This is a genomic window from Roseateles sp. P1_C6, assembly GCF_056406315.1.
This window is the reverse complement of sequence record NZ_JBFUAK010000008.1, coordinates 309,517-330,044: the sequence shown is the minus strand read 5'-3', so window position 1 is coordinate 330,044 and position 20,528 is coordinate 309,517. Positions and strand designations below refer to the sequence as shown.

The following is a 20,528-nucleotide window of genomic DNA, read 5'->3' as shown; positions in this document are numbered from 1 at the left end:
CTGGCGGAGGCTGTGAGATTCGAACTCACGGGCCGTTACCGGCCGACGGTTTTCAAGACCGTTGGGTTAAACCGCTCCCCCAAGCCTCCGAAGGGTGCGCATTCTACGAGCCCGGGCGCTGGGCCTGGTCGCAGTCGACCTGGATGATCTCGGGCGCGCCCGTGTCGATGCGCGCGGCCGTCAGCTTGCCGCCCCAGACGCAGCCCGTGTCCAGGCCCAGCAGGTTGGGCCGGGCCAGCAGCCCCAGCGTGGACCAATGTCCGAACGCCACCGGCACGTCCGCCGTGCGCCGGCCGGGCACATCGAACCAAGGCATGAAGCCCTCCGGCGCGGCGCCGGCGCCGTCCTTGGTCTTGAAGTCCATCACGCCTGCGGCGCTGCAAAAGCGCAGCCGCGTCAGCACGTTGACGGTGAAGCGCAGCCGGGCGGTGCCGGCCAGGTCGGGGTCCCAGCGGGCCGGTTCGTTGCCGTACATGGCGCGCAGGAAGTCGGGCAGGGCGGGGCCGCGCAGCACGGCCTCGACATCGGCGGCGGCGGCCAGCGTGTCGTCGCGGCTCCACTGCGGCACGATGCCGGCATGCACCATCAACCAGCCGGCCTCGAAGACGGCCAGGCGCTGGTGGCGCAGCCAGTCCATCAGCGCCTCGCGGTCGGGCGCACCCAGGATGTCGTCCAGCGTGTCGCCTCCATGCGGGCGGCGCACGCCGTGGTGGGCCGCGAGCAGGTGCAGGTCGTGGTTGCCCAGCAGGCAGGTGGCCGAGCCGCTCAGCGCCATCAGTTTCCGCAGCGTCGCCAGCGAGGCCGGGCCGCGGTTGACCAGGTCGCCCAGCAGCCAGAGGCGGTCGCGCGACGCAGAGAAGTCCAGCCGCTGCAGCAGCCGCTGCAGCGCGTCGCAGCAGCCCTGGACATCGCCGATCAGATAGTTCATGCCCTCATTCTCCCGGCCCCACGAGCGAGGGATCGCACGGTGGGCCGCGTCACGCCCATCTGCTAGTCTCCCGGGCTTCGTTTTTGACCCTGCGTCGCCTCGGGTTTTCCCAGGGTTCGGCGCCTTCGATGGATACCGCTCTCGTTCTCTTTCTGATCCTTCTCAACGGCCTGTTCGCGATGTCGGAGATGGCCTTGACCGCGAGCCGCAAGGCCAGGCTGCAGGTGATGGTGGAAAGYGGCGAGGGGGGCGCGCAGGCCGCGATGGACCTGCACGAAAACCCGACCAAGTTCCTGTCCACCGTGCAGATCGGCATCACCGGCATCGGCGTGCTGAACGGCATCGTCGGCGACGCGGCCTTCTCCGGCCCGCTGTCGCGCTGGCTGACGGAGACCTTCGGGCTGCATCCGCACGCCACCGACATCGCCTCGACGGCCCTGGTGGTCATCATCATCACGCTGCTGACCATCGTCTTCGGCGAGCTGGTGCCCAAGCGCGTTGGACAGATCTACCCGGAGACGGTGGCCCGGCTCGTTGCGCCGCCGATGAACCTCATTTCCACGGCGACGCGCCCGCTGGTGAAGCTGCTGAGCTTTGCGACCGAGGCGACGCTGGGCCTGATGGGCCTGCGCAACCGGGCGCAGCGGGGGGTGACCGAAGAGGAGATCGCCGCCAGCCTGGAGGAGGGCCGCGACGCTGGCGTCATCGAGGAGCACGAGCACCAGATGGTGCGCAACGTGTTCCGCCTGGACGAGCGCCAGATCGGCTCCATGATGATCCCGCGCGCCGAGATCGCCTGGCTGGACGCGGAGGCGGGCGCCGCCGACGTGCTGGCCGTGCTGCGCGAGCATGGCTTCAGCCGCTACCCGGTGTGCCGCGGCGGCCTGGCCGAGGTGCTGGGCGTGGCGTCGGCGCCGGCGCTGCTGGCGCGGCTGCTGGACGGCAAGGCGCTGGACCTGACCGAGGGCCTGGAGGCGCCGCTGTTCGTGCCCGAGACGCTGTCGGGCATGGAGCTGCTGGAACATTTCCGCGTGTCGGACGCGCCGCTGGTCTTCGTCGTCGATGAGTACGGCGAGGTGCAGGGTGTCATTGCCGTGCGCGATGTGCTGGAAGCCATTGCCGGGGAGTTCAATGCCCCGAGCGACGGCGATGCCTGGGCGGTGCAGCGCGAGGACGGGAGCTGGCTGATCGATGGCCTCATCCCCGTGCCCGAGCTGAAGGACCGCCTGGAGCTGAAGGAACTGCCCGAAGAGGACCGTGGGCGCTACAACACCCTGGCAGGCATGGTCATGCTGCTGCTGGGGCGCTTGCCGCGCACGACCGATGTCGTGGAGTGGGACGCGTGGAGATTCGAGGTCGTGGACCTCGATGGCAAGCGTGTGGACAAAGTGCTGGTCAGTCGTCTGGCCGAACCTGGAGAGAGAGAAACATGAGCAACCCCCCGATGTACGGCGAACTGCTGCCGCTGGACCGCGAAGTCCACAAGAACCTGAAGCTGGACACGGCGAAGGCCGTCGTGTCGCGCTTGGCCGACCAGAACTCGGTCTTCCTCGCGGCCGTCGAGTTCGGTGACGCCTGCAAGGAATACCCCGTCGTCTTCGTGCGCGCCGGTGAAGCGGCTGCGGACGGCAAGCAGCCCGTCGCGCCGCTGGCCGTGCTGGGCCTGAAGCCGGGCTCCAACCTGTTCATCGACGGTGACAAGTGGACCGGCAACTACGTGCCGGCCTATGTGCGTCGCTACCCCTTCGCGATGGCCCGGCTGGACGGCAACGCCAACAACCTGGCCGTCTGCTACGACAGCAAGTGGGCCGGCTTCCAGGAAGCCAACGGCGAGGCGCTGTTCAACAACGGCGAGCCGACCGAGTTCCTGCTGAACGCCAAGGCCTTCCTGGAGAACTTCGAGCAGGAAGCCGAACGCACCCGCCTGATCTGCAACCTGCTGGTCGACATGGACCTGCTGCAGGACATGCGCTTCGAGGCGACGCTGCCCAATGGCGAGAAGCTGGACGTCGAGGGCTTCCTGGCGCTGGACGAGAAGAAGTACAGCGAGCTGCCGGATGCCAAGGTGCTGGAGCTGCACCGCAACGGCCTGATCGCGATGATCGAGATGCACCGCCTGTCCATGACGAACATGAACCGTCTGGCGGCACGCTACGCGGCCTGATCGCTGCTGCTCCGAAAGGCCACGCTGTGCGTGGCCTTTTTGTTGCTGGCTTTTGCGCCGGGCGCCGCCAGACTCCCCCTGAATCGGTGGTTTGTCGCCCCTTTGAGTGACGGATAAACGCAAATACCAGGGGAATCCACATGTATCTGTCTGTGTGTCGTCGGGAAAAGTCACATTCCAATCCCTAGACTCCAGCGCTCGACGCGTTGGGCGTCAAGGATGTACCCGATGTTCTCCGCATTCAAAGAAAGCCGTCGTACGCCACTCAACCCATTCGGCGGGCCGCCACTGGAGCTGAACAGCGACTTTGGTGCGCTCGAGGGCGATGCACTGGGCCTGGTCGAGCGGCGCTATGGCGACCGCGGCTTGGCCGTGTCGCGTGAGCGCTTCAGCAGCCGCAACGAGGATGGCGACATCGTCTGCACGGCTCGCGATGCCAACAACAGCATCGTGGGCACGCTGTCGGTGCGCTTTGACAGCGGCGGTGGCCTGCACGCCGACCTGCTGTTCGCCGCCGAGCTGGCCGAATGGCGCAGCGCCGGTGAAAAACTGTGCGAATTCGGCGGCCTGGCGGTTGACCGTCATGCCTATGACGCCAAGCGCCTTTTGGCACAGGTCTTTCATCTGGGCTATCTGCATGCCCACCGTCGCGCGCGCTGTGACCGCCTCATCATCGAGGTCAACCCGCGCCATGTCGCGTTCTATCGCCGCTGGCTGGGGCTGCTGCCCTACACGACGGCGCGACACAACCCACGCGTGAACGCGCCGGCGGTGTTGATGAGCTGTGATTTCGCGACCATGCGCGAGCAGATCGCCCTCTGGGGCGGTCGCCCCGAACTGGTCGCCCAGGCGCGCAGCCTCTACCCGCTGGCCTGGGACGCGACCACCGAGGCCGCGATGCTGGCCAAGCTGGGCTGAGTCATTTCGGGAGCTGGGTCGGCTGCGCCCGGCCGCTGAACCTGCCCTCTAGTGGCCCAGGCGGCGCGACAGCAAGGCCGCCGCCTCGCGCAGGGCTGTGGCCAGCGGGCCGTCCAGCGTGGTGTCGAAACTGGCGCTCGGGCCGATGGCCGTGAGCGCGAGCACCAGCCGCCCCGAAGCCTCGAAGACCGGCGCCGCTGCGGCGCTGACGCCGGGCACCACGCCGTCGCGCGACGTGGCCAGCCCCGCCTGCTGCACCGCGGCCATCACGGCCGCATCGGGCAACAACTCACCCAGGGCCGCGGCGTCATCCGCCCGGTAGGTGGCAAACAGCCGCCCGGACGCCGTGCCGGCCAGGCTCATCACCGTGCCGTGGCGCATGCTGATGTGCACCGGCGTGGGCCCCTCGGCCACGCGCACGATGGTGGGCCCGCGCGTGCCCCACACGGCCATCGCCACCGTGTGGCCCAGCCGCAGCGCCAGCTCCTCGATGACCGGCGTGGCCAGCCGCACTGGGTCGTACTGCTGCAGGCTGATGAGACCCAGCTGCAAGGCCAGCGGCCCGAGGCCGTAGGGGCCGCTGCCATCGGCCTGCTCCACCAGCCCCAGCTTGATGAAGCTCACCAGATAGGGGTGGGCCTTGGCCGGCGCCATGCCGGCCTCGCGGGCGAGGTCCTTCAACGCCATCGGACGGCCCTGGTGGGCCAGCGCCAGCAGCAATTGGCCGCCGACCTCGATGCTTTGTATGCCCCGCGGGGCCTTGGCCTCAGTCATGCAGAAAATTCTATATTGGTGAATTGATTTGGAATAGGCTAAATTTCAGGTCTCGCGCCGGAGACTCTCATGACCGCCAAAGCCTTTGCCTCTCAAGCCGACCTGGAAGAAAAACAGGTCACCTTCGAACGCCTGTCCGAACACGCCTGGGCCTACACGGCCGAGGGCGACCCCAACACCGGCATCGTCATCGGCCGCGATGCGGCGATGGTCATTGACACCCAGGCCACGCCGGTCATGGCGGCCGACGTCATCCGTCGCATCCGCGAAGTCAGCAGCGTGCCCATCAAGTACGTGCTGCTCAGCCACTACCACGCGGTGCGCGTGCTGGGGGCCTCGGCCTTCAAGGCAGAAGGGCTGGAGCAGGTCATTGCCAGCGATGCGACGCTGGCCCTCATCAAGGAGCGCGGCGAGCAGGACAAGGCCAGCGAGATCGGCCGCTTCCCGCGGCTGTTCCGCAACGTCGAGTCCGTCCCTGCGGGGCTGACCTGGCCCACGTTGACCTTCTCGGGGCGGCTGACGCTGGACCTGGGCGGCGTCAAGGTGGAGATGTTCTCGCCCGGCCGCGGCCACACGGCCGGTGACACGGTGGCCTGGCTGCCCGAGGAGCGCGTGCTGTTCAGCGGCGACCTCGTCGAGTTCGATGCGACGCCGTATTGCGGCGACGCCCACTTCGCCGACTGGCCCGCCACGCTGGACGCCGTTGCCGCGCTGAATGCCGCCGCCCTCGTGCCGGGCCGTGGCCCCGCGTTGAAGGGCGCCGAGCAGGTCGCTGCCGGCCTCTCCGGCACGCGAGCCTTCGTCAGCGAGCTGTACACGGCCGTCCAGGCAGGCGCGCAATCCGGCGAGGCGCTGAAGGCCGTCTACCAGCGCACGATGGCCGCGTTGCGGCCCAAGTACGGCCACTGGGTCATCTTCGATCACTGCATGCCCTTCGACGTGACCCGCGCCTATGACGAGGCCGGCGGTACGACGCACCCGCGCATCTGGACCGCGGAGCGCGATGTCGACATGTGGAAGGCCCTCGAAGGCGCCTGACATGGAGCCCCTCGTCCAAGGCGTACCTTGGCCGGTCCCCCGAGGGAACGGCGATGCTTGCGGCATCGAGCCGCCCGCACATCGCCAGAGCGGGCCGGCTTGGCAGCGGCCCGGCGCTCGGCCCGCGGCTATGCACGACGTGATCGAAGAGTTGGTGTGATGGACCTGCCGCGCTACCCGTATCACCAAAGCCTGGAGCAGCGCTCCGGCCAGCCGCAGCGCCGCCCTGTCGTCATCGTCGGCGCCGGCCCGGTGGGGCTGACGCTGGCGCTGGACCTGGCGAAGCGCGATGTGCCCGTCGTCGTCATCGACGACAGCGACCGCATTGGCGAGGGCTCGCGCGCCGTCTGCTGGGCCAAGAAGACGCTGGAGGTGTTCGACCGCTTCGGCGTCGGCGAGGCCGTCGCACGCGAGGGCGTGCGCTGGCAGCGCGGCCGCGTCTTCCACGGCGAGCGCGAGGCCTATGCCTTCGACCTGCTGCCGGAGGCGCATCACAAGATGCCGGCCATGGTCAACCTGCAGCAGGACCAGGTCGAGGCGCGGCTGGTGCGCGCCGTGCAGCTGGAGCCGCGCATCGAGTTGCGCGGCAAGCATGAGCTGATCGGCCTGGAGCAAGACGAGGCCGGCGTGACGCTGAACGTGCGCACGTCGGACGGCCTGTTCGACATGCGCGCCGACTGGGTCATCGGCTGCGACGGCGCGCGCAGCCCGACGCGGCAGTTGCTGGGCCTGAGCTTTCAGGGGCAGGTGTTCGAGGACCGCTTCCTGATCGCCGACGTGCGACTGGCACCGGGCGTGCGACCGCGCGGGCTGGACCCCGCCCGGCCGGAGCGCTGGTTCTGGTTCGATCCGCCGTTCCATCGCGGCCAGTCCGTGCTGCTGCATGCGCAGGCGGACGGGCTGTGGCGCATCGACTTCCAGCTCGGCCGTGACGCCGATGTCGCGGCCGAACGCGATGTCGACCGCATCAAGGCCCGCGTCGCCGCGATGCTGGACACCGAGGGTTTCGAACTCGCCTGGTCGTCCATCTACCAATTCAGCTGCCGGCGGGCCGAGCGCTTCCGGTCGGGGCGCGTGCTGCTGGCCGGCGACGCGGCGCACCAGGTCTCGCCCTTCGGCGCGCGTGGCGCCAACAGCGGCGTGCAGGACGCCGACAACCTGGGCTGGAAACTCGCCGCCGTGCTGAAAGGCGAGGGTGGCGACGTGCTGCTCGACAGCTACGAGTTCGAGCGCATCGAGGCCGCCGACGACAACATCGGCCATTCGACGCGTGCGACCGACTTCATCAGCCCCAAGAGCGCCCTGAGCCTGCGCCTGCGCAAGGCCGCACTGGACCTGGCCGCGCGCACCGACTTGGCCAAGCCGCTGGTCAACAGCGGCCGCCTGTCCCTGCCGACCGAGCATGTCGATTCGCCTTTGAGCACGCTGGACGGCGAAGCCTGGGCGGGCGGTCCCGCGCCCGGCTGCCCGGCCCCGGACGCGCCGTTGGAGGGGAGCGGCTGGCTCAGCGAGCAGTGGGGCGCCGGCTTCGTGCTGCTGGCCTTCGGCTGGCCGGTGGTGGTGCCCGGCCTGCGTGTCATCACCCTGCCGGGCGAAGGCTTGGCCGCCACGCGCTATGGCGCCCGCCCGGGCAGCGTGCTGCTGATTCGCCCCGACGCCGTCGTCGCCGCGCGCTGGCATCGTTTCGACCCCGACGCGGTGGCTGCGGCCCTGGCCCGCGCCCATGGGAGGCCCTCATGAGTTCCTTGAAGCTGACGCCCAACTTCGGTCGCGAGGCCGATGCCTTCTATGCCGAGTTGATCGCCGCGCAGGCCAGCCTGGGCGACGAGCAGGCCGCCGACTGGCTGGCGCGGCTGACCCTGATCCTGTGCAACCACATCGGCGACCGCGAGGTGCTTCGAGAAGCTTTCGCGCTGGCCCATCACGAACGCCATGACTGAACTGACCTACCTTGCCGGGTTCGGCAACCAGCATCAGAGCGAAGCCGTGCCCGGCGCGCTGCCCATAGGCCGCAACAGCCCGCAAAAGGCGCCCCACGGGCTCTACGCCGAGCTGCTGTCGGGCAGCGCCTTCACCGCGCCGCGGGCCGACAACCAGCGCACCTGGCTGTACCGCCGTCGGCCGTCGGTCGTCGTGGGCGGCTACGAGCCGCTGGCGCACGCGCTGTGGAAGAGCGGCGCGGCTGAAGGCGAGTGCGCCTCGCCCGACCCGTTGCGTTGGGGGCCAACGCCGCTGCAAGGCGATGGCGACTTCATCGACGGGCTGCGCAGCTATGCGGTGAACGGCGAGGCCGGCATGCAGGGCATGGGTGCGCTGGCCTATGTCGCGACGCGCGCCATGGGCCGCCGCGCGCTGGTGAATGCCGACGCCGAGATGCTGCTGGTGCCGCAGCAGGGCCGCCTGCTCGTGACGACCGAACTGGGCCGACTGGAAGTCACTCCCGGCTCGATCGCGCTGCTGCCGCGCGGCATGGCCTTCAAGGTCGACCCGCTGGACGTGCCCGCGCGCGGCTATGTCTGTGAGAACCACGGCGCGGCCTTCCGCCTGCCGGAGCTGGGTCCCATCGGCTCCAACGGCCTGGCCAACCCGCGCGACTTCGAGGCGCCCGTGGCCTGGCACGAGCGGGAGGATGGCGCCTACGAGATCGTCAAGCGCTACGGCGGCAAGCTGTGGCGCGCGACGCAGGCGCACAGCCCCTTCAACGTCGTCGCCTGGCACGGCAACCTGACGCCCTACCGCTGGGACACGTCCCGCTTCATGACGATCAACACCGTCAGCTTCGACCACCCCGACCCCAGCATCTTCACGGTGCTCACGAGTCCCAGCGACACGCCCGGCTGGGCCAACGTCGACTTCGTCATCTTCCCGCCGCGCTGGATGGTGGCCGAGGACACCTTCCGCCCCCCCTGGTACCACCGCAACGTGATGAGCGAGTTCATGGGCCTGGTGCTGGGCCAGTACGACGCCAAGCCCGAGGGCTTTAAACCCGGCGGTGCCAGCCTGCACAACAGCTATGTGCCGCACGGCCCCGACACCGAGGCCTTCGACAAGGCCAGCGGTGCCGACTTGAAGCCGCACAAGCTGGACGCCACACTCGCCTTCATGTTCGAGACGCGTTGGCCCCTGAAGCCCACCGCCTGGGCGCTGAACGATGCACCGCTGGAGACCACCTATGCCCACTGCTGGCAGGGCCTGAAAGACGAATTCAAAGCATGAGCACCATCGACCACACCCACGACGCCGCGGCCCGCTCCTGGGTCGCCTCGGCCAATGACCCGGCCACCGACTTCCCGCTGCAGAACCTGCCGTTCTGCAGCTTCCGCCGTGCCGGCACGCTGGAGCCCTGGCGCATCGGCGTGGGCATTGGCGACCAGATCCTGGACTTGACCGGCTGGGGCATCACCGACCTGAACGCGCTGATGGCCCGCCCCAGCAGCGAGCGCCTGGCGTTGCGCCACCGCCTGTTCGACACCTTGAAGGACGGCGCGCCCGAGATCGAGCTGCTGCCGCAGGCGGCCGCCGAATACACGCTGCCCTGCCGCATCGGCGACTACACCGACTTCTACACCGGCATCCATCACGCGCGCGCCATTGGCAAGCTGTTCCGACCCGACAACCCGCTGCTGCCCAACTACCAGTGGGTGCCCATCGGCTACCACGGGCGCAGTTCCTCCATCGTCGTCAGCGGCACGCCGCTGCGCCGGCCCAAGGGCCAGGTCAAGCCGCCCGATGCCGACATGCCCGTCTTCAAGCCCAGTGCCCGCGTCGACTGCGAGCTGGAACTGGGCCTGTTCGTCGGCCCTGGCAACGCGCTGGGCGAGCCCTTCGGCATCGATGAGGCCGACGAACACGCCTTCGGCCTGACGCTGCTGAACGACTGGTCGGCCCGCGACATCCAGCCCTGGGAGTACCAGCCGCTGGGGCCTTTCCTGGCGAAGAACTTCGGCACCACCATCTCGCCGTGGATCGTCACGATGGAGGCGCTGGCGCCTTTCCGCATCCCGTTCACGCGGCCCGAAGGCGACCCGCAGCCGCTGCCATATCTGGACTCCCCGGCGCACCGCGCGAGCGCCAGCTTCGACATCGAGCTGGAGGTCTGGTTCAAGACGCCGGCCATGAACGAGCCCGCACGCCTGTCGCGCTCCAACCTGCGCCATGCGTACTGGTCGCTCGCGCAGATGCTGACGCACCACGCCAGCAACGGCTGCAACCTGCAGCCGGGCGACCTGCTGGGCACGGGCACCATCAGCGGCCCGGCACAGGAAGAGGCGGGCTCGCTGCTGGAGCTGACGGGCGGCGGCAAGCAGCCGATCACGTTGCCCAACGGCGAGCAACGGACCTTCGTGCTCGATGGCGATCAGCTCGGCCTGCGCGCCTTTGCGGAGAAACCCGGATTCCGGCGCATCGGTTTCGGGGCTTGTGACGGCAAGATCGTTTCCTAAGGAGGCAATCTACTCGTCGGAGGTCGTCGGACGAACGTAGAGCGTTTCGAACGTCGAAGGGATTTCGGCGAGTTCTGCCTCCAAGTCGGGGACGGTCGATATGCACTCGAGCCACTCCAGAAACTTGTCCTCACTGAAGTACGCGCGCAAGACCTTCAGGGTCGCAGTCCGAGACCTTTCGTTGATGAAGGTGGCCGAAGGTGGTGACCCGCTTTCGTCGGAGCTGGCCAAGTCGGGCCTGAGACAATGAGAGCATTCCCAGCCGATGTACGGACGGGCCTCTATCGGGAATTCTGAAGGCCACTGCACGACGCCGTTCAGAATCGCGTTCGCTCCGACAAACCAGACGATGACCTGCGCGCGCCAGTGGGCCGACGGTATGTCGAGCACCGAGCGCAGCCATGGCTCAATGGCTGATTCAGGCAAGTACTTCAGGCAGAAGAACATCGACGCGGTGAAGTCTCCGCTTGCGTCCCACCAGATCCAGACTTGGTTTGGGTTGTTGTTCGAGCGGCGCAGCATCTTGCCAATCGCCACCTCGGCGCCGCTCCAGCAGTCGCTGTCCATGATGGAACGCCCCAAGGTCAGCAACGCGTCCTCGTGGAATCCCTTGTAGGGCTCGCGATAGACGCCATTAGGGTACATCGCCATGAAGCCGGTGATCAGCGACTCCAGCAAGTACGAGACGTGCGCCTCATGGCTCCGCGGCAACAACGCGCCAAGAAGATAGTGGTACCAAGCAGTCCATTCCCTCATCGGACCGAACGAACTGGTGCCAGTCGCAATCTCTTCAAGCGGCTTCTGCAGGTCCCGCGTGGAAATCGTTTCGAGGCCTCCACGCAACTCGGGAAACATCTTGCGCACGTCACCCATGAACCATGCCTCGCCCATGAGCTCGGAAGGCTTGCGGAAGTGCTTGCGCAGTCGCTCCAACGCCGACTGGTCAATGCCCGTTCCGGGTATCCAAAAAAACTGTTTCATGTCGATCTATTCGGCCAGGACGACGCATCAGCGGCATCTGCGTTGCCAAGCGCGTGGCGCGGATTCTCTGGGGAACTCGCTGCACAGGGAATTCCCGAACGGGTTCCTGAGTCTGTCTTGCGCCAACGTAACGTCGGCGCAATGAAGTCCAACAAAGCGCAACGCCGTGCGCCGCGCGTGAGCGCCGCCGCTAGATTGCGGGCACTGGCCAGGGTCTGACGACAAGAGACAACGCAGCCCTGGCCTTCTGAGTTGAGCCCCACCCGATGGCACGCAGCCACGGGCGCGGCGCCTTGTTGTCCAACAGAACTCGTTGCCCAGGAGCACCTACGTGGCCAAGCCTCATTTCAAGCCCCTTCTCTTGCCCCAACTCATCGGCCTCGCGCTGGGAGGCGCGGCACTGGCGCCGGCCTTCGCGCAGGACGCAAACCAGCAGCTGGAAACCGTCGAGATCCGCGGCGTGCGGGCGACGCTGAAGAAGAACCTCGCCGAGAAGCGCGAGTCGCAGAACATCGTCGACAGCATCAGCGCCGAGGACGTGGGCAAGTTCCCCGACAAGAACGTGGCCGACTCGCTGCAGCGCGTGCCGGGCATCTCGGTGGACCGCATCTGGGGCGAGGGCAAGGCCATCTTCGTGCGCGGCACGGACAAGAACCTCAACATGACGCAGCTCAACGGCCAGGCCGTGGCGTCGTCGGAGTGGTGGCTGAACGAGCCGCAGACGCGCAGCTTCAACTACGACGTGCTGCCGTCCGAGATCGTCGGCAGCCTGGACGTCTTCAAGAGCCCGTCGGCCGACCTCGATGAAGGCTCGATTGGCGGCCTGGTCATCGTCAAGACGCGCAAGCCGCTGGCCTTCAAGGACCAGCTGACGCTGCAGGTCTCGGCCGAGGCGATGTACAGCAAGCTGCCGGGCAAGACCGACCCGCAGCTGTCGGGCCTGCTGAACTGGAAGAGCGACGACAAGACCTTCGGCGTGCTGCTGGCCATCAGCAGCCAGAAGCGGCACATGCGCCGCGACGGCCTGGAGCAGTTCTCCGACGGCAAGTACGACGTGAAGGACCAGAACGGCGCCGTCACCAACGCCTATGCCTCCTGGGGCGGTGGCTCGGCCATCTTCCGCCAGGAGCGCGAGCGCACCACCACCAACCTGGCGCTGCAGTTCCAGCCCAACCCGGCCACCGACATCGTCCTGAACCTGATGGATTCGGACATGAAGATGGACAACAACAACCAGAACTACCTCTGGCAGGCCGGCGGCCTGGCGGTGGGCGGCGTCATCAGCGTCACCGACCCGAAGTTCATCACCGTCAGCGACGGCAGCAAAGCGCTGGTGGGCGGCACGGTCGGCCCCAAGACCGGTGTGTCCTTCGAGCCCATCTACCGCGAGAGCTACATCAAGTCCCGCGTGGCGGACCTGGACGGCAGCTACCAGGCGGGCAACTGGAAGTTGCACGGGCAAGTCGGCACGACCAACAGCTCGGGCGGCAGTTCGCATGACCGCCACTTCTGGATGGAAGGCGACACGCGCACGACGATCAGCCTGGGCCCGGACCACTACGGCGTGAAGTACCTCGACATCAGCCCGCTGGACCCCAAGGCGCTGACGCTGAAGGCCGGCGACGACCGCATCCGCCGCATGGAGGCCAAGGAGAACTACGCCCAGGGCGACGTGACGCTGGACTTCGACAACAGCCCCATCACCGCCGTGAAGTTCGGCGTGAAGCTGCGCGACAACACGCTGAAGAACTTCCGCATCCAGGGCACCGCCGGCCCCACGTCGACCGGTTGGCAGTCGTTCACGCTGGCCGACTTGTCCACCGGCCCGTCGCCGCTGCTGAGCCAGGCCGCCGCCACGTCGGATGCGCTGACGCAGTACGCCTGGTTCGATGACGGTCTCGTGGCGAGCAAGGCCATCCCGATGTACGACAAGGCCATGACGTACAAGGATGTGCTCAACGAGAACTACAAGATCCACGAGCGCATCTCGGCGCTGTACGCCAAGGCCGACTTCTCGGTGGCCAAGTTCCGCGGCGACTTCGGCCTGCGTTTCGTGCGCACGCAGCAGACCTCGGACGGCTACCTGGGCAACTCCAGCGGCGGCTTCTCGCCCACCAGTGTCGGCAACAACTACACCGACGCGCTGCCCAGCCTCAACGTGGCGTACGACCTCAGCAAGGAGCTGATCCTGCGCGGCTCGGTGTCGCGCGCGATGGCCCGCCAGACCTTCGACCTGCTCAGCCCCGGTCTGCGCCGCGACGGCACTGTGCTGAGCAAGGGCTACGCCGGCAACCCGCTGCTCAAGCCGGTCCATGCCAACCAGGCCGAGATCGGCGCCGAGTGGTACTACGCCGACGCGTCGCTGATCTCCGGCACCTTCTTCATCAAGAAGCTCGACACCTTCACCTACAAGGCGTCCAAGTCCGAGCAGGTGGGCAGCGAGACGCTGACGGTCGAGCGCCCCTACAACGCCGACAACGGCGCCGACATCAAGGGCTTCGAGCTGCAGTGGCAGCAGCCGTTCGGCAACAGCGGCTTCGGCACCGTCGTGAACTACACCTTCACCGACGCCAAGGCCGGCGCCGTGGCCGGCCAGCCGCGCCTGAAGGTGCTGGGCAACTCGCGTGACCAGTTCAACTTCAGCGGCTACTACGAGCAAGGCCCCATCAGCCTGCGCGTCTCGTACAACTACCGCTCCAAGAGCTATGGCAACGTGGAGATGGGCGGCCAGGTCGTCAACAGCGCCTACGGCCAGTGGGACGCGTCGGCCAGCTGGGACGTGACGAACAAGGTCACGGTCTATGCCAGCGCGGTGAACCTCAACAACGAGGTCATCAAGTCCAACACGGTCGACGGCATCCCGGTCGGCGTGTACGAGAACGGCGCCCGCTACAGCCTGGGCGTGCGAGCCAAGTTCTAAGGTTCGACCTCTGTTGTGGTTCTTGGCGGCGGTGTAAACACACCGCTGCCAGCCCTTGCCTGACGCCTTCTCAAATGCACACCAAAACCCTCACACCCACGGCAGGCCAGGGCGTGCTGCTGCCCATGCTCTTCATCGGGCTGATGTTCTTCATCCTCGGCTTCGTCACCTGGCTGAACGGTTCGCTGATCCCCTTCCTGAAGATCGTCTGCGAGCTGAACAACTTCCAGGCGCTGTGGGTCGCGTTCGCGTTCTACATCGCCTACACGGTGATGGCGCTGCCCAGCGCGGCCATCCTCGCGCGCATCGGCTACAAGCGCGGCATGACGGTGGCGCTGGGGGTCATGACACTCGGCGCGCTGGCCTTCATCCCGGCAGCGAAGTCGGGGCAATACGCCATCTTCCTGGCCGCCCTGTTCACGCTGGCCAGCGGCATGACGCTGATGCAGACGGCCATCAACCCGTACATCGTCTGCATCGGCCCGCGCGAGAGCGCGGCCATGCGCATCAGCATCATGGGCTTGTTCAACAAGGGCGCGGGCATCGTCGTGCCGCTGGTGTTCTCGGCGCTGATCCTGTCGGGCATGGAGCGCTTCTCGGAGTCGGCCCTGGCCGCGCTGGACGCCGCCGGCCGCGAGGCCCTGCGCAACGAGCTGTCGCAGCGGTTGGTGTTCCCGTACGCGGTCATGGCCGCGGGCCTGTTCCTGTTCATGCTGCTCATCCACTTCTCGTCGCTGCGCGAGCCCGAGCTGGAGGCTGCCGATGCACCGACAGGAGAGGTCAAGCGCTGGGGCGTGTTCCAGCACCCGCAGGTCGTGCTGGGCGCCATCGCGCTGTTCGGCTACGTGGGCGTGGAGGTCATCGCCGGCGACACCATCGGCCTGTACGGCCGCCAACTGGGCGTGGAGCACTACGCCGTGCTCACGTCGTACACCATGGGCTTCATGGTGCTGGGCTACGTGCTGGGTGTGGCACTCATCCCGCGCTTCATGTCGCAACGCGCCGCGCTGGTGTTCTCGTCAGTCACCGGCCTGCTGTTCGCCAGCGGCATCGCGCTCACGTCACCCACCAGCACCGCGCTGTCGCAGACGCTGCTCGGCTGGCTGGGCGTGCCGCCGGTCCCCGACACCGTGCTGTGCCTGGCGCTGCTGGGCCTATCCAACGCGCTGGTCTGGCCGTCCATCTGGCCGCTGGCGCTCGAAGGGTTGGGCAAATACACGGCGGCCGGCTCGGCGCTGCTGATCATGGGCATCGCGGGTGGGGCTTTGATCCCGATGCTGTACGGCCATCTGGCCGACGTCAGCGGCCCGCAGCATGCGTACTGGGTCATGCTGCCGTGGTATGCGTTGGTCCTCTTTTACGCGCTGGTGGGCAGCAAACTCAGGCGCCGGTGAGCGTCGGCGGGGCGCCGCGCTGTTGAACGCCGCAGTCTTGTCGCCACGAGCCACTGCGGCCCCACCCGCCGCTGCGTGTCGGCAGCGTTTGGCGTGCGCTACATGGGGCACGTACAGGGCCTTGCGTCGTTATCCAAATAGCAGGCGACCGTCGCGTCGTTGTGGTTGACCGCTCTGCCGCGATTGCTTCCGGTCAGCTTGTTAGCCGTCAACGTCCGCCGCCAGAAGCTGTCACCCGGGTGCGGCTGGTATGCGGAGGCCAGCATGGCCGATCTGCGCAAGTCGGTTGCCAGGTCTGCGTGAGGGAAATTCCACCGTTGCGCCGGCTTCGAGCGGCTGGCAGAGTCGCGCCGATGAATGCCGCTTTCCACATCAATTTAATGACACCCAGCTCCGGTCAGCCGGAAGAATTTCCTATGCCGGACAAGGCCTTGCCGGAAATCGCTGGGGCTTGGTTAAGCAGCAGTCGGTGGAGTTATGCAGCACGACGTGCTGGATAAACTAGTAGTTAGGCACAATCGGACTGAGCATGATTAATTTTAGCGAAGAAATTGTAGAGCTTTTGAATAATTACTTCTCAGAAAATGAAGAATTCGTAGAATCGGTTCTTCTGGCTTCCTACGGTTTAAATATTCAGTTTGTTAATTTCAATATCCAATGTGAGGAAAGAGTGTTTGCCTCCATCAATGGAAATGCTTATGAGTGGAATGATGCTCCTAACTCTAGCCCATGGGGTTCTCTTGGTCGTCAGCGGGCCATAAAAGCTCATTTAAAGGCTCGCAACCTATTGAATATTATCTTTGAAAGTGGCGACTCAATAGATATCGAAACTGTTGAGGGACAATATGAATCAGTAATTTTTACCTTCTCGCCACAAGGCGAGTCAGTTGTCATGGAAATATTCTAAAATACAAAAGCCTAACAAGGCGTTGCAACACGCGCCTTCGGCGCTGGACAGTTTGTAAGTCGCGCCTTTGTGGTTTTGCTTCGCAAAAATATTCCACAAATTCACAACTTACAAACTGCCGTTGAACTTAACGTTAAGCAGCAGGATGCGCGAGCTCGCAGATCGTTTTCTAGCCGCAAGGCGTCAGGGCCGGTTCGGTTCGCGGCCCGTGTTTGAGTTGTACAAGCATCCCTCGCAGGCTGACCTGGCAAAGGTCGAAGAGCGAATCGGTCGCCGACTTCCCTCGGATCTGAAGTCCTGGCTCCTGATCGCGGGCTACGGCGATATCGACCGGGTGCTCAGCTTTCGGGATGATTGGTTGCAGCCAATTCAGGAGGGGGAACACAAGAGCGGATTTCTATTCGCACAGGATGAGCTTGGTAGCTTTTACGGCCTCTCCTCGGCCGACGAGCAGGTTGTGTTCTTTCCTCGAGCTGAGCGTTCTTGCGCCGTCATCGCACCATCATTTGAAGCAATGCTGATTGAATTGGAGCGGCGCGACTACAGAATCCTGCAGTGGATGGATTCCGTCGACCTCGTGCCCTATGCGTAGCCTTCTGCTTAACCTGCCATTCGAGCGGACCGCCTGCGGCGTCCGCTCACTTTCACGTTAGAAATCATGAAGTGGTATCGCGCGAACTTCCGGGAGGACACATGGCTTGCACGCTTGTCGTACACCGTGTTCGGAGTCGTGTTTGCAGGGCCCCCGCTGAGCAGCTACATGGACGGAGGACCCTGGGCATACCTTGTGGTGGCGACGGGTTACGCGTTATTCGCATTCGCGCTGTGGCTCTCTGTTTATGTCAACGCTCCGTCGCGCCACGAACGCTTCACTGAAAACGTGCGCCTCAAGGCTAAGCTAGCGCCGATTCTTGGTCTGGGCATTGCGCTGCTAGGCGTGGCCCTCCGTTGGGCATGACTTCTAACATTTCATTCGACACGGACGCTCTGGCGGCTTTGCGCGCTGCACGCGATCGCTTGCAGCGCGCCGGTCAATTCAGACGTTGAACTTCAGCTTTCCGGCCACTACTCAGGCAAGGCCGATTTCCGCCCTGGGTCGCTGGCTGCCAGCGGGCAGACCTGACGCGAACGGCGGCAACCAGCCTTGCACCGTCATTGGCCCCCGGACGCACTTCCGTTCCTGGCCGGGCCCGTGAGTTGACGTCGCCGCCCGGAAGCCGCCTGTCGTAGCTCGCAACGGTTCCCATCGAGGTCGCATCCGTTGGTGCTCGTCGAGGCATGTGGGCAGGGAGAGAATCACGCCCCTGTCGGCTAGACAGCTTGTCCCTATCGACGGCGGATGCCGTCAGACCACTCATGACCGACGCTCAATACACGACCTTGCCGCAGTGGCCCAACGCCTATCCGGCCAGCGGCGCCAGCGCCACCCTGAAAGGCCTCAACGAGGATTTCATCGTGACCGAACTGCCGCTGCAGCTCCCCTCCGGTGAGGGCGAACACATCTGGCTGGACGTCGAGAAGAACGGTGCCAACACCGCCTTCGTCGCCCAGCAGCTGGCCGAGGCCGCCGGCGTGCAGGAATGGGATGTGGGCTATGCCGGCCTCAAGGACCGCTACGCCATCACCCGTCAGTGGTTCAGCATCTACAGGCCGAAGGGCGAGACGCTCGACCTGACCCTGCTTCAGCACCCGGAATTCAAGGTGCTGAGCCAGAGCCGCCACGTGAAGAAGCTGCGCCGCGGTGACCTGCAGGGCAACCGGTTCCGCATCGTGCTGCGTGACGTGACCGGGGACCGCGACGCCATTGAGGTCAATCTCAAGGCGGTGGCGTCACAGGGCGCGCCCAACTACTTCGGTGCTCAGCGTTTCGGCTTTGAGGGCGGCAACGTCGAGCAGGGCCGGGCCATGCTGGCGCGCGAAATCCGCGTGCGCAACCCGAAGAAGAAGGGCATCTACCTGTCGGCGGTGCGCTCCTTCGTCTTCAATGAAGTGCTGGCGCTGCGAATTCGGCAAGGGCTCTGGGGCAAGACCCTGTCCGGTGACGTGATGGACGACGCGGGCCGGCCGACCGGACCGCTCTGGGGACGGGGCCGCGTGATGACCACCGATGACGCGCAGGCCCTGGAGAACGGCGTGGCTGAACGTCACGCCACCTTGTGCGACGGCATGGAACACGCCGGCCTGGATCAGGAGCGCCGCGCCCTGGTGGCGAGCCCCGTGGACATGACATGGGAATGGCCGCAAGCCCATCAACTGGTGCTCACGTTCTCTTTGCCCGCCGGGAATTACGCCACGTCCCTTCTGAACGAAATCCTCCGCACCACGGAGCCTGACCGGCACGCAGAGAACGACTCTGAGGCGGTCGAGTGACAGTGCCTTCACGTCGGGCTGACGGGTGCAGACCGTGTTCCTGGCACACCGTTTCCCGTCGGTGCGTGTTCACACTGGATGCGGCAGGCGGCCGCTTGCGGGCGTTGCCGGCATTCGGCCGATCGGCACCGACCGACTGCACCCAGCCTCTAGCTGTTGGTCAGCCCGGCTGAACAGGCGATGCCACGCCCCGAGCGCCTCATGCGCTCGTCAGGTGGCGGCGATGTGAGCTGAACGCTTCTGCCAGCTGCCGCAGGCGCTCTTTGGCCTGAGCCGCAGTGACAGCCATCGGCGCCGGCCGCAGTTCAGCCGGAAAGCGGCCCATGCCGGCGAACAGCGCGTACCAGGACGGCCGCAGATACATCAGCGCCGAGCCGTGGCGTTCCAGTTCGGCTTCGAAATCGCCGCCGCGATCCCACGCGTCGAGCAGGCTGGCGAGGCGGTCGGAGATGTGGCGGTTCGCTCGGTTGGTGCGCCAGTAGTCGGTGTCGCGGCGCGTGTTGAGCTGGTAGTGGGCGACGACGTAGTCGCGCACGCCTTCGAACATCGCGTTCACGCCCTCGTTGAAGGCGGCTTGCCTGGCACGGCCGAAGCCGTCCGCTTCGCACGCGGCGATGAACTGCTCCACGCTGAGCTGGATCAGCATCAGCGCCGTCGCCTCCAGCGGCTCGATGAAGCCTTGCGCGAGGCCGATGGCGATGCAGTTCTGCCGCCAGTGCTGTTTCACGCAGCCCACGCGCATGCGCAGCCGCCGCGCGGTGGCGCCGTCGGCCGCCGGGCCCAGGTGGTCGCGCAGCTCGCGCTCGGCGTCGTCGTCGCTGATGAAGTCCGAGCTGTAGACGTAGCCGTTGCCGAAGCGTGTCGTCAGCGGGATCTGCCAGGCCCAGCCGTGCCGTAGCGCCGTCGAGACGGTCTCCGAAGGGATGTCTTCGCCCTTGGCCAGCGGTGTCGGGATGGCGATCGCGCGGTCGTTGAACAGGTTGTCGCGGTAGGGGTGGAACGGTTCGCCCAGTGTCTCGGTGATGAGCAGCCCCTTGAAGCCGCTGCAGTCGACGAACAGGTCTGCGGCGATGCGCGCACCGCTGTTGAGGTGCACGGCCGCGATGTCGCCGTTCTCGTGCCGCTCCACGCGCGCCACCGTGTCGACGACGTGGCGTACGCCCAGGCCCGCGGCGTGCGTGCGCAAGAAGGCGCCCAGTCGGCCGGCGTCGAAGTGATAGGCGTAGTCCGTGCCAAACGGCGATTCGCTTTTGTAGTGCGGCGCACGGCGCTGCCGCGCGAGCTCTGCGGCGAGGAAGAAGTCTTGCGGGTTGGCGTCCGCCGCCTGGCCGCGCCGGCGCAGGCAGGCGTTGGTGAAGAACTGGTTGCCCAGCTCGCGATCGGCCTCGTTGAAGAAGGGGTGGACGTAGCTCTCGTAGCCCGCCACCGTGCTCCAGCCGGGAAAGCGGATGCCGCACTTGAACGTCGCGTCGCATGCCGGCATCCAGTCGTGCTCGGCAATGCCCAGCGTGCGGAAGAAGTGGCGCAGGAAGGGCGTCGAGCCCTCGCCGACACCGATGGTGCCGATGTCGGCCGACTCGATCAATGTGACCTCGATGCCCAGCCTGGCCCAGCAGTGGCGCAGCAGGTTGGCCGTCATCCAGCCGGCGGTGCCGCCGCCGACGATGGCGATGTGTTTGGGTGGCGTCATGC

The 20,528-nt window shown here is 66.2% G+C and carries 18 protein-coding genes and 1 tRNA gene; 14 read left to right on the top strand and 5 right to left on the bottom strand.

Translation table 11 applies throughout. The annotated features are described in order from the left end of the window. Position 1: 1 nt before the first annotated feature. Both AC1D29_RS19485 and AC1D29_RS19480 read right to left on the bottom strand, forming a co-directional pair. Positions 2-89: transfer RNA gene (locus tag AC1D29_RS19485), tRNA-Ser, on the bottom strand. A 14-nt stretch (positions 90-103) separates the two neighbouring features. Continuing rightward, positions 104-928 carry a symmetrical bis(5'-nucleosyl)-tetraphosphatase gene (locus AC1D29_RS19480; protein WP_477900436.1) on the bottom strand — a complete coding sequence of 275 codons (825 nt, stop codon included), beginning with the start codon at positions 926-928 and terminating at the stop codon, positions 104-106. Between the two features lie 128 nt (positions 929-1,056). On the opposite strand from AC1D29_RS19480, the gene AC1D29_RS19475 reads away from it, so the two are divergent. The 3 genes from AC1D29_RS19475 to AC1D29_RS19465 all read left to right on the top strand — a co-directional run bounded on the left by AC1D29_RS19475 (position 1,057) and on the right by AC1D29_RS19465 (position 4,010). After that, a complete protein-coding gene (locus tag AC1D29_RS19475) occupies positions 1,057-2,361 on the top strand; it encodes a hemolysin family protein (RefSeq protein WP_477900434.1) in 1,305 nt (434 codons plus the stop codon). Beyond that, a complete protein-coding gene (locus AC1D29_RS19470) occupies positions 2,358-3,092 on the top strand; it encodes a SapC family protein (protein ID WP_477900432.1) in 735 nt (244 codons plus the stop codon). The genes AC1D29_RS19475 and AC1D29_RS19470 overlap by 4 nt, the downstream gene beginning before the upstream one ends. 228 nt (positions 3,093-3,320) lie before the next feature. Further along, positions 3,321-4,010 carry an N-acyl amino acid synthase FeeM domain-containing protein gene (locus AC1D29_RS19465; protein ID WP_477900430.1) on the top strand — a complete coding sequence of 230 codons (690 nt, stop codon included), beginning with the start codon at positions 3,321-3,323 and terminating at the stop codon, positions 4,008-4,010. A gap of 48 nt (positions 4,011-4,058) precedes the next feature. Here AC1D29_RS19465 and AC1D29_RS19460 read toward each other — a convergent pair whose 3' ends face one another. Continuing rightward, positions 4,059-4,784, bottom strand: a complete 726-nt coding sequence (locus AC1D29_RS19460; RefSeq protein ID WP_477900428.1) for an IclR family transcriptional regulator — start codon at positions 4,782-4,784, stop codon at positions 4,059-4,061. Positions 4,785-4,853: 69 nt separating this feature from the next. Here AC1D29_RS19460 and AC1D29_RS19455 point away from each other — a divergent pair, with 69 nt between their 5' ends. The 5 genes from AC1D29_RS19455 (at position 4,854) to fahA (ending at position 10,264) form a co-directional block, all read left to right on the top strand. Beyond that, entirely contained in the window at positions 4,854-5,822 is a 969-nt protein-coding gene (locus tag AC1D29_RS19455) for an MBL fold metallo-hydrolase (RefSeq protein WP_477900426.1), read from the top strand. 159 nt (positions 5,823-5,981) lie between these two features. Continuing rightward, entirely contained in the window at positions 5,982-7,562 is a 1,581-nt protein-coding gene (locus AC1D29_RS19450) for an FAD-dependent oxidoreductase (protein WP_477900424.1), read from the top strand. After that, a complete protein-coding gene (locus AC1D29_RS19445) occupies positions 7,559-7,762 on the top strand; it encodes a DUF2783 domain-containing protein (RefSeq protein WP_477900422.1) in 204 nt (67 codons plus the stop codon). The genes AC1D29_RS19450 and AC1D29_RS19445 overlap by 4 nt, the downstream gene beginning before the upstream one ends. After that, positions 7,755-9,038, top strand: coding sequence for a homogentisate 1,2-dioxygenase (hmgA, locus tag AC1D29_RS19440; RefSeq protein ID WP_477900420.1), 1,284 nt, complete (start codon positions 7,755-7,757; stop codon positions 9,036-9,038). Before AC1D29_RS19445 ends, hmgA begins: the two co-directional genes overlap by 8 nt. After that, a complete protein-coding gene (gene fahA / locus AC1D29_RS19435) occupies positions 9,035-10,264 on the top strand; it encodes a fumarylacetoacetase (protein WP_477900418.1) in 1,230 nt (409 codons plus the stop codon). The genes hmgA and fahA overlap by 4 nt, the downstream gene beginning before the upstream one ends. A gap of 9 nt (positions 10,265-10,273) precedes the next feature. Here the strand turns inward: fahA and AC1D29_RS19430 are convergent, their stop codons facing one another. Continuing rightward, positions 10,274-11,245 (bottom strand): hypothetical protein, encoded by a 972-nt coding sequence (locus tag AC1D29_RS19430; RefSeq protein ID WP_477900416.1) that lies wholly within the window; start codon positions 11,243-11,245, stop codon positions 10,274-10,276. 361 nt (positions 11,246-11,606) lie between these two features. Between AC1D29_RS19430 and AC1D29_RS19425 the strand changes: the two genes are divergently transcribed. The 6 genes from AC1D29_RS19425 to truD all read left to right on the top strand — a co-directional run bounded on the left by AC1D29_RS19425 (position 11,607) and on the right by truD (position 18,836). Next, entirely contained in the window at positions 11,607-14,165 is a 2,559-nt protein-coding gene (locus tag AC1D29_RS19425; protein ID WP_477900414.1) for a TonB-dependent receptor, read from the top strand. A 74-nt stretch (positions 14,166-14,239) separates the two neighbouring features. Then, positions 14,240-15,559: a sugar MFS transporter gene (locus AC1D29_RS19420; RefSeq protein WP_477900412.1), complete on the top strand. Its 1,320-nt coding sequence runs from the start codon at positions 14,240-14,242 to the stop codon at positions 15,557-15,559. Between the two features lie 529 nt (positions 15,560-16,088). Beyond that, positions 16,089-16,466, top strand: a complete 378-nt coding sequence (locus AC1D29_RS19415; RefSeq protein WP_477900411.1) for a hypothetical protein — start codon at positions 16,089-16,091, stop codon at positions 16,464-16,466. A 145-nt stretch (positions 16,467-16,611) separates the two neighbouring features. Beyond that, positions 16,612-17,058, top strand: coding sequence for an SMI1/KNR4 family protein (locus AC1D29_RS19410; protein ID WP_477900409.1), 447 nt, complete (start codon positions 16,612-16,614; stop codon positions 17,056-17,058). Between the two features lie 66 nt (positions 17,059-17,124). Next, a complete protein-coding gene (locus AC1D29_RS19405) occupies positions 17,125-17,424 on the top strand; it encodes a hypothetical protein (protein WP_477900407.1) in 300 nt (99 codons plus the stop codon). Positions 17,425-17,822: 398 nt separating this feature from the next. Next, entirely contained in the window at positions 17,823-18,836 is a 1,014-nt protein-coding gene (gene truD, locus AC1D29_RS19400; protein ID WP_477900405.1) for a tRNA pseudouridine(13) synthase TruD, read from the top strand. 199 nt (positions 18,837-19,035) lie between these two features. Here truD and AC1D29_RS19395 read toward each other — a convergent pair whose 3' ends face one another. Beyond that, the gene (locus tag AC1D29_RS19395; protein WP_477900403.1) at positions 19,036-20,526 is read right to left on the bottom strand and encodes a tryptophan halogenase family protein; all 1,491 of its coding nucleotides are present in this window, start codon (positions 20,524-20,526) and stop codon (positions 19,036-19,038) included. Positions 20,527-20,528 lie beyond the last annotated feature (2 nt).